The following is a 7,672-nucleotide window of genomic DNA, read 5'->3' as shown; positions in this document are numbered from 1 at the left end:
ACCGCCAGGCAGCCCGCCAGCGCCGGCGGGTAGCCGCCGTGCGCCGAGCCCAGCACGGCCAGCGCGACGGCCAGCAGCAGGGAGACCGCGGCGGTCCAGCAGAGCAGCAGGGTCCGCGCCCGGTGCACCATCACGCGGACCGCGCCGTCCTCCGACCCGCGCTCGGTGGGCCACAGCGCGGCCAGCTGGCCGGCCAGCCAGGGCGCGATCAGCAGCATCCCGTAGCCGACCACGGCCACCGCGGCCGCGCCCTGGGCGAGGTCCGCGTGCACCGCCTCCAGCAGTCCCACCACGGCCGCCCCGGCCACGCCGAACAGCAGCACGGCGGCGGCGACCACCGAGGGCGCCGCCCAGAGCGCGGCCCCGGCGCCGACCATCGCTCCCAGCGCCGCCGCGGTGGCGTTGCCGTCCACGGGGTCGGGCAGGAACCAGCCGGCCACCGCCGCGCAGGGCACGGCGGCCAGCGCGATCGGCAGGCCCAGCCGGGACGGCAGGTCCAGGGTGGAACGGCCCAGCAGCCAGCCGGTGATGACCAGGACGAACGCGGCGCCGACCGCCACCGGGCCGGCCACCGCCCCGGACCAGCCGCCGCGCGAGGCGGCCGTCACGCAGGCGGCGGCCAGGCCGAGCGCGCCCAGGACCGTCGCGCAGACCGCGCGGGCACGTGAGGTCCAGCGCAGGTCGCCGAAGGAGTCGGCGACGTCGGCGACCAGCTCGTCGACGTCGCGGATCAGCGGTTCCTCGAACTCGCCCTCGGCGGCGTCCCGCAGGTACAGCAGCTGGCCGTCCTGCACCCCGGCCTCGCGCAGCGAGGAGACGGGGTGGAGCGTCGGCCCGCCCGGCACCGCCAGCGACCACGCCGCCGGCAGCGCCTCCAGCTCCTCCTGGCCGACCAGCCGGGCCAGCGTCGTGACGTATTCCGCGATCGGGGCGGCGGCGGGGACCGCGAGGTCCACCCGCTTGTGTTCGCCGACCACTGTCACTCGGCAGTGCCCGTCAGCCATGCGTAGCTCTCTTGCCCTCGTTCATGCGGAATGTCGTACGGATGGCGGCCGCCCACGACGGCGGCGGCGGCCCCGGCCTCAGCGCCGGCCGGCGGTGTTGTTCCAGGTCTGCGAGTTGGCCCACTCGGCGCTGCTGTAGTTCGCCCAGTTGACGTTCATGGCGTGCGCGATCTGGCCGAGCACGCCGTCGGGGCCGAACAGCCCCTCGGCCGCGATGTTCCACTCGGCCTGGAGCCCCTGGTAGTAGCCGGAGGCCGCGCCCTGCCAGAGCTCCGGCAGCTGGTTCAGGTACATGGCCAGCTCGTGCAGCTGCTGGGCGATGTCGGCCGCCTGCGCGTTGAGGTAGGGGCCGGCGTGCTCCAGGTCCTGCTGGACGCTGATCGGGACGGCGTCGGAGAAACTCATCGCGGTGCTCCTGGGAGGGGGTGGGGAGGGACGCGGCGTCAGAACTTGGCGGCGGGCAGCGTCACCTTGCGGAGGTTGGCGAGGTTCGCCTGCTCCGACTCGACGTAGTTGACGTAGTTGCCGCGCAGCCCGGAGGCGATGTCGGTGAGCGCGTCGTGCATCATGCGCGCGTAGATGTCGTAGTCGGCCATCAGCACCTCGAAGGCGCCGTGCGCCGAGCCCTGCCAGCAGCCGCTCAGCCCCGCGACGTACGTCCGGAGCGTGGCGATCTTGGTGTCGATCTCGCCGGCCTGGTTGGTCACGTAGACGGACGCCGCGGAGACGTCGTCGGGCGTGACCTTGTAGCCGCCCATCGACGGACCGCCACTGCCCGTGGTGTTGCCCGGCGTCGTCATCCCTGGCCCCTTCGACGTCTGCTGACGGAGAGCGAGCGGCGGCCGGCCGCCACCCGTCGGGGCGCGGCCGCGAGCACCACGCCCGGATTGTCGCCGCCAGCCTCCCCCACCACCCCGGGACGCCTCCAGTCACCGTTTCGGATGTCCCTCGCCCCCGCTCCGTCCCCGCCCCGCCGTGGCGCCGGCCGGGAGCCCGGTCCCGGCCGGGGCGGCTCCCGGGAGCCCGCTCCCGGGTGCGCTCTCGTCCTGGGAACCGATGAACTCCCTTGCCCCTGAATGGTCTTCTTGCCGCAGGCCGGGAATCCCCGGCGCCATCCACCAGAGGGGATCCTCCGTGTACGAGCACGCACCGCACCATCGCCTTCCGCTCCGCCGCCGGAACGGCCGGCACCGGGTGGCGGTAGCCGTGGCGGCGGCCGCCGCCGTGGCCGCCGGCGTTCTGGCCCCGACCGCGGCGTTCGCGGGCGGCAGGCCCGACAGCGTCCAGTCGAGCCTGGACACCCTGGCCAAGGACGACGGCGTGCCCGCCGCGCTGGCCGCCGTCAAGGGCCGCGACGGCCGCACCCGCACCTACACCGCCGGCGTCGGCGACCTCGCCACCGGGGCCAAGGTCCCCACGGACGGCCAGATACGGATCGGCAGCAACACCAAGCCCTTCACCGCGGTCGTCGTCCTCCAGCTCGTCGCCGAAGGAAAGGTGGGCCTGGACTCGCCCGTCGAGACCTACCTGCCGGGCCTGCTGCGCGGCGACGGCATCGACGGGCACGGCATCACCGTCCGCCAGCTGCTCCAGCACACCAGCGGCCTGCCCGAGTACGTGGACAAGGGCGCCATCCTCGCCAACCCGAACCGGTACTACGAACCGCGCGAGCTCCTCGACGCGGCCCTGGCCCAGAAGGCCCACTTCGCCCCGGGTACGCGGTGGGAGTACAACAACACCAACTACCTGGTGGCCGGCCTGATCATCCAGAAGGTCACCGGGCGGCCGCTCGGCGAGGAGATCAACCGGCGCGTCGTCGACCGCATCGGCCTGCGCCACACCTACTTCCCCACCCCCGGCGACACCACCGTCCGCGAGGCCCACCCCAAGGGCTACCACCAGGAAGCCGACGGCTCGTTCCGCGAATACACGGACCTGGACCCGTCCTGGGGCTGGGCGGCGGGCGCCGTCGTCTCCACCACGAGCGACCTCAGCCGCTTCTACGCCGCGCTCCTCGGCGGCCGGCTCCTGCCCGCGGCGCAGCTCGCCGAGATGCGCACCACCGTCCCCGCCGACTCGGTGGGTCCCGGCACCCGCTACGGGCTGGGCCTGATGAGCAACCCGCTGTCCTGCGGCGGCCTGTACTGGGGCCACCTCGGGACCATCCCGGGCTACTTCAGCTCCGGGGGCGCCACCGACGACGGCCGCGCCGCCGGCGTCGCGGTGACCATGATCCCGGGCGACGCGGCCGAGCAGCACGTCAAGGCCGCGGTGGACACGGCCCTCTGCCGCTGACCCGGTCCGAGCGTCCGCACCGGCACGACCACGACCAGCGGGTTCCGCGCGCCCCGGCGCGCGCGGAACCCGCCCGCCCCGCCAATTCCCGCCTTCAGCAGAGGAGTTACACCATGAACGAGCGCGTACAGCACAACCGAACCCATCGCGGACGCCGCGGCCGGCACCGGGTGGTGGCGGCCGTGGCGACCGTCACCGCCGTGGCCGCCGGCGTCCTGGCACCGACCACGGCGTTCGCCGGCGGCAAGCCCGACACCGTCCAACAGAGCCTGAACGCCCTGGTCAAGGACGACGGCATGCCCGCCGCACTGGCCGCCGTCAAGGGCCGCGACGGCCGCACCCGCACCTACACCGCCGGCGTCGGCGACCTCGCCACCGGGGCCAAGGTCCCCGTGGACGGGCAGATCCGCGCCGGCAGCAACACCAAGACCTTCACCGCCGTCGTCGTCCTCCAGCTCGTCGCGGAGGGAAAGGTGGGCCTGGACACCCCCATCGAGACCTACCTGCCGGGCCTGCTGCGCGGCGACGGCATCGACGGGCGCGGCATCACCGTCCGCCAACTGCTCCAGCACACCAGCGGCCTGCCCGACTACATGGACTCCCCCGAACTCTCGGACTTCACCACGGTGCAGTACCGCTACTTCGAGCCCCGCGACCTCCTCGACGGCGCCCTCGCCCAGAAGGCCCTCTTCCCCGCGGGTACCGGCTGGGCGTACAGCAACACCAACTACATCGTCGCCGGTCTCCTCGTCCAGAAGATCACCGGACGGCCCGTCGGCGAGGAGATCACCAAGCGCGTCATCGACCGCATCGGCCTGCGCCACACCTACTTCCCCGCCGTCGGTGACACCACCGTCCACGAGGCCCACCCCCACGGCTACCTTCCGGGCTCACCGGGCGCGCCCCGGTTCGACTACACCGAGATGGACTCCTCGATGGCCTGGGCGACGGGGGCGATCGTCTCGACCAACACCGACCTCAACACGTTCTTCACCGCGCTCCTCGGCGGCCGGCTCCTGCCCCCGGCGCAGCTCGCCGAGATGCGCACCACCGTCCCCGCCGATCTGATCGGCCAGGGGATCCGCTACGGACTGGGCCTGCAGAGCAGGCCGCTCTCCTGCGGCGGCCTCGTCTGGGGCCACGGCGGCACCGCCCCCGGCTACCGGTCCCGCGGCGGCGTCACCGAGGACGGTCGCGCCGCCACCATCACCGTCACCACCGTTCCGGGCGAGGCCGGCGCGCAGCACATGACGGACGCCCTGGACGCGGCCCTCTGCCGCTGACCCGGGCCTCGGGCCGGCCCCCTGCCCACGCCGGGGGCCGGCCCGACCCGGCTCGCTTCCGCCTGGTCCGACCCGCTTCAGCCCGACTCCAGCCCTGCTCGGCCCGCTTCAGCCGGCCGGGTTCGCGGACCGGGCCTCGACCAGACCGGACTCGTAGGCCGCGATCACCGCCTGGGCACGGTCACGGACGCTCAGCTTGGCGAAGACGCTGGTGATGTAGTTCTTGACCGTGGAGACGCTGATGCCCATCGCCGAGGCGATCTCGGCGTTGTCGAGGCCGGTGGCCAGCAGGTGCCACACCTCGATCTCACGGGGCGTCAGTTCACCCGGAGCGGACACCGGCACCGGCGCCGACACCGGCGGCCGCGGCAGCCGGGGCGAGGTGACGTAGGTGGAGATCAGCCGGGTGAGCAGGCGCGGCGCCACCACCGCCTCCCCGCCGTGCACCGTCCGCACGGCCGCCGAAAGCTCCTCCGGGGAGACGTCCTTGGGCAGGAACCCGGAGGCGCCGGCGCGCAGGGCGGCGACCACGTACTCGTCCATGTCGAAGGTGCTCAACGCCAGGACCCGGCACGCGGGCAGCTCCTGGGAGAGCCGCTCGGTCGCCTGGACCCCGTCGAGGACCGGCATCCGGATGTCCATCACCACGACGTCGGGCCGGTGCTGGTGCGCGAGGTCCACCGCCCGCTGCCCGTTGTCCGCCTCGGCCACCACCTCGAACTCCGGGTCGGGGGCCAGGATCAGCGCCAGGCCTCGCCGCACCAGCGGCTGGTCGTCCGCGATCAGCACCCTGATCCGTTCCGCGGTTCCCGTCATCCGAGCCGTTCCTCTCCGTCCGCCGGCGCCACCGGCAGACTGGCCACCACCCGGAAGCCACCACCGTCGATGCCCCCGGCCACCATGCTGCCGCCCTGCAGCGCGACGCGCTCGCGCATGCCCATCAGACCGTACCCGGTGCGGCCGGCCCGCGGTCCGGGCGCACCACCCGCGCCCACCGGGGCGTCCGCCGGGGAGCCGGGCGGCGCGGCGGTGCCGTTGTCGGACACCTCGACGGTGACCCGGTCCGGGTGGTAGGTCAGCCGGACCCTCGCCCGGGCGGCCCGGCCGGCGTGCTTGCGGGTGTTGGTGAGGGCCTCCTGGACGATCCGGAACACCGCCAGGCCGGCGCTCGGCGGCAGCGGGCGCTCCTCCCCCAGGACGGCGAAGTCGGTGGGCAGGCCGGCCCTGCGGGACTCCTCGACGAGCTGTCCGAGCTGCCCGACCCCGGGTTGCGGCGCGGACGGCGCCCCGCCCGACGCCCCGCCCGGTGCCTTGCCCGGAGCCCGGTCCGCCCCGTCCGGCTCGTCGTCGGCCCGCAGCACGTCGAGCAGGTGGCGCATCTCGCGCAGCGCCATCCGGCCGGAGCCCTCCAGGGTGACCAGGGCCTCGCGCACCACCTCGGTGTCACCGCCGAGGTTGGCCCTGGCACCGGCGGCCATCAGCTGCATGGTGGTGATGTGGTGGGCGACGATGTCATGCAGCTCCCGCGCGATGCGCCGCCGTTCCTGCGCCACCGCGCGGTCGGCCAGCAGCCTGCGCCTGACCTCCGCCTCGCGCTGCCACCACGTCAGCCCCTCGGCCGTGACGACGACCAGCGCCGCGGCGACCACGTTGCCCGCCACGTCCCCCACCGCGGGCGGCAGCGGATACCCCCGGCCCACCAGCGGTACGGCGGCCGCCACGAGGCCGGCCGGCACGGCCACCGCGACGCCGCGGGACCGGGCCACGGCGAACAGCGCGACGCAGAGCGTGCCGGTGAAGTGCGGCGGCATCGACACGCTCAGGTTCAGCGCCAGGCCGAGGACCAGCACCCCCGCCAGCGACGCCAGCGGGTGGCGGCGCCTGGTGAGCAGCGGCACGGCCGCCAGTACCAGCAGGACCAGCGCGGTCGCGGCGATCGGCGGTCTTCCGTCCGAGCCGCCGATCGTGTAGCCGAGGAGGTCCAGGACGGCCACCCCGACGGCCACCAGCGCGTCACCGGCCGTCCAGGGCAGGCCGGCGCCGCTCGGCTCCGGCGACGGCCGAAGTGGCAGTGGCAGTGGCAGCAGTGGCCCGTGGTGCGTCGACATGCTGTGGCGCTCCTCTCTACGGCCGGTCGGCCGCCCCGGGCCTCGCCGGTCCACCGAGACCGCCGCCCGTGAGCCGTCCCCTCGCGGCGGCCCGCGGCCCGGGGAGCGCTCCGGCGTCCCCGGTCGATCCTCCCAGCGGCCCCCGGCCCCGGGCAGGCTCCCGGGACCGATCCCGGACCGGGCCCCTGGTCCTGGCCGGGGCCGTACCCCGGGGCCCCGGTCCTGATCGCGTGACCGCCCCCGGCGCCGGCGCCGTTACTGCCGGGCCGGGGCCTGCTCCCAGGCCTGCCCGCCCGCCGGGTAGGCGTACAGCGGCCGGTCCTTCACCGCGCTGGTGCGGAACGGGGTGCCGTGGCCGAGGTCGACGGGCAGCATCCCCTTCCGGTTGCCGCTGGTCCACTCCAGTTCCAGGTACCAGCTGACGTCGTGGGTGGTGGTCTCGGCGGTGACCTCGATGACCGCCGGTTCGCTCTGGGTCACGACCACCGGCAGGCTGCCGCTGCCGTCGGCCACGACCGGGACGGGGCGGGCCGCGTCCAGGTCGATGCGGTAGGAGCGGGCGCCGACTCCACCGGCGCAGCCCTCGCCCATGGAGTAGGCGTTCCAGGCGAGCGGGGCCGCGACCCGGGTGACCCGGACGTTGAGACCCGTCAGCAGCACGGTGTCCCAGCCGGTGCCCTGCACGGTGAGCTTGACCGACCGGGAGTGGCCCGGCACCGCGCCGACCTGGGAGGCCCAGCCCGCCGCCTCCGGCACGGCGGGCGGTCGGGGGACCTCGGACGGCGGGCGGTTGACGACGTACTGGTCGCACTTGGCGTCCCAGCCGGACGGGTGGACGGCGACGCTGATCGGTGCGCTGGTGCTCGGGTCCGCCCCGCCGGTCGCCCCGGGTGGGCTCGCCCCGGCAGCGGCGACGGCGGCGGCCGCGGACAGCTGCGGGGACAGGGACGGGGGCGCCGACGGGGCCGCGGATCCGGTGGAC

General features: G+C 74.9%; 7 protein-coding genes and 1 pseudogene. 2 read left to right on the top strand and 6 right to left on the bottom strand.

Annotation, left to right across the window (positions count from 1 at the left end):
* The 3 genes from AE652_RS30155 to AE652_RS30145 form a co-directional block, all read right to left on the bottom strand.
* The coding region (locus AE652_RS30155; protein WP_159028588.1) for an EsaB/YukD family protein at positions 1-1,004 on the bottom strand (1,004 nt) is incomplete at its 3' end.
* A 78-nt stretch (positions 1,005-1,082) separates the two neighbouring features.
* Entirely contained in the window at positions 1,083-1,409 is a 327-nt protein-coding gene (locus tag AE652_RS30150; RefSeq protein WP_049657206.1) for a WXG100 family type VII secretion target, read from the bottom strand.
* 38 nt (positions 1,410-1,447) lie between these two features.
* Entirely contained in the window at positions 1,448-1,804 is a 357-nt protein-coding gene (locus AE652_RS30145) for a WXG100 family type VII secretion target (RefSeq protein ID WP_049657205.1), read from the bottom strand.
* Between the two features lie 394 nt (positions 1,805-2,198).
* Between AE652_RS30145 and AE652_RS30140 the strand changes: the two genes are divergently transcribed.
* Positions 2,199-3,299 carry a serine hydrolase gene (locus AE652_RS30140; protein WP_049657212.1) on the top strand — a complete coding sequence of 367 codons (1,101 nt, stop codon included), beginning with the start codon at positions 2,199-2,201 and terminating at the stop codon, positions 3,297-3,299.
* 113 nt (positions 3,300-3,412) lie between these two features.
* Positions 3,413-4,582 (top strand): serine hydrolase, encoded by a 1,170-nt coding sequence (locus AE652_RS30135; RefSeq protein WP_082346067.1) that lies wholly within the window; start codon positions 3,413-3,415, stop codon positions 4,580-4,582.
* 108 nt (positions 4,583-4,690) lie between these two features.
* Here AE652_RS30135 and AE652_RS30130 read toward each other — a convergent pair whose 3' ends face one another.
* From AE652_RS30130 to AE652_RS30120, 3 genes and pseudogenes are all read right to left on the bottom strand, one after another.
* A complete protein-coding gene (locus AE652_RS30130; RefSeq protein WP_049657203.1) occupies positions 4,691-5,398 on the bottom strand; it encodes a response regulator transcription factor in 708 nt (235 codons plus the stop codon).
* The gene (locus tag AE652_RS30125; RefSeq protein ID WP_049657201.1) at positions 5,395-6,690 is read right to left on the bottom strand and encodes a sensor histidine kinase; all 1,296 of its coding nucleotides are present in this window, start codon (positions 6,688-6,690) and stop codon (positions 5,395-5,397) included. The genes AE652_RS30130 and AE652_RS30125 overlap by 4 nt, the downstream gene beginning before the upstream one ends.
* Before the next feature lie 255 nt (positions 6,691-6,945).
* Positions 6,946-7,672, bottom strand: a pseudogene (locus tag AE652_RS30120) (transcriptional regulator); the annotation flags it as partial.

This window comes from Kitasatospora sp. MY 5-36 (genome assembly GCF_001182915.1).
GTDB lineage: Bacteria > Actinomycetota > Actinomycetes > Streptomycetales > Streptomycetaceae > Kitasatospora.
Note: the sequence above shows the minus strand (reverse complement) of the source record. Positions and strands in the feature narration are given on the sequence as shown.

Excerpts from the sequence above, each read along its gene's own strand:
- AE652_RS30130 (WP_049657203.1), bottom strand. The coding sequence starts at position 5,398 with ATGACGGGAACCGCGGAACGGATCAGGGTGCTGATCGCGGACGACCAG.
- AE652_RS30135 (WP_082346067.1), top strand. The coding sequence starts at position 3,413 with ATGAACGAGCGCGTACAGCACAACCGAACCCATCGCGGACGCCGCGGC.
- AE652_RS30145 (WP_049657205.1), bottom strand. The coding sequence starts at position 1,804 with ATGACGACGCCGGGCAACACCACGGGCAGTGGCGGTCCGTCGATGGGC.
- AE652_RS30125 (WP_049657201.1), bottom strand. The coding sequence starts at position 6,690 with ATGTCGACGCACCACGGGCCACTGCTGCCACTGCCACTGCCACTTCGG.
- AE652_RS30150 (WP_049657206.1), bottom strand. The coding sequence starts at position 1,409 with ATGAGTTTCTCCGACGCCGTCCCGATCAGCGTCCAGCAGGACCTGGAG.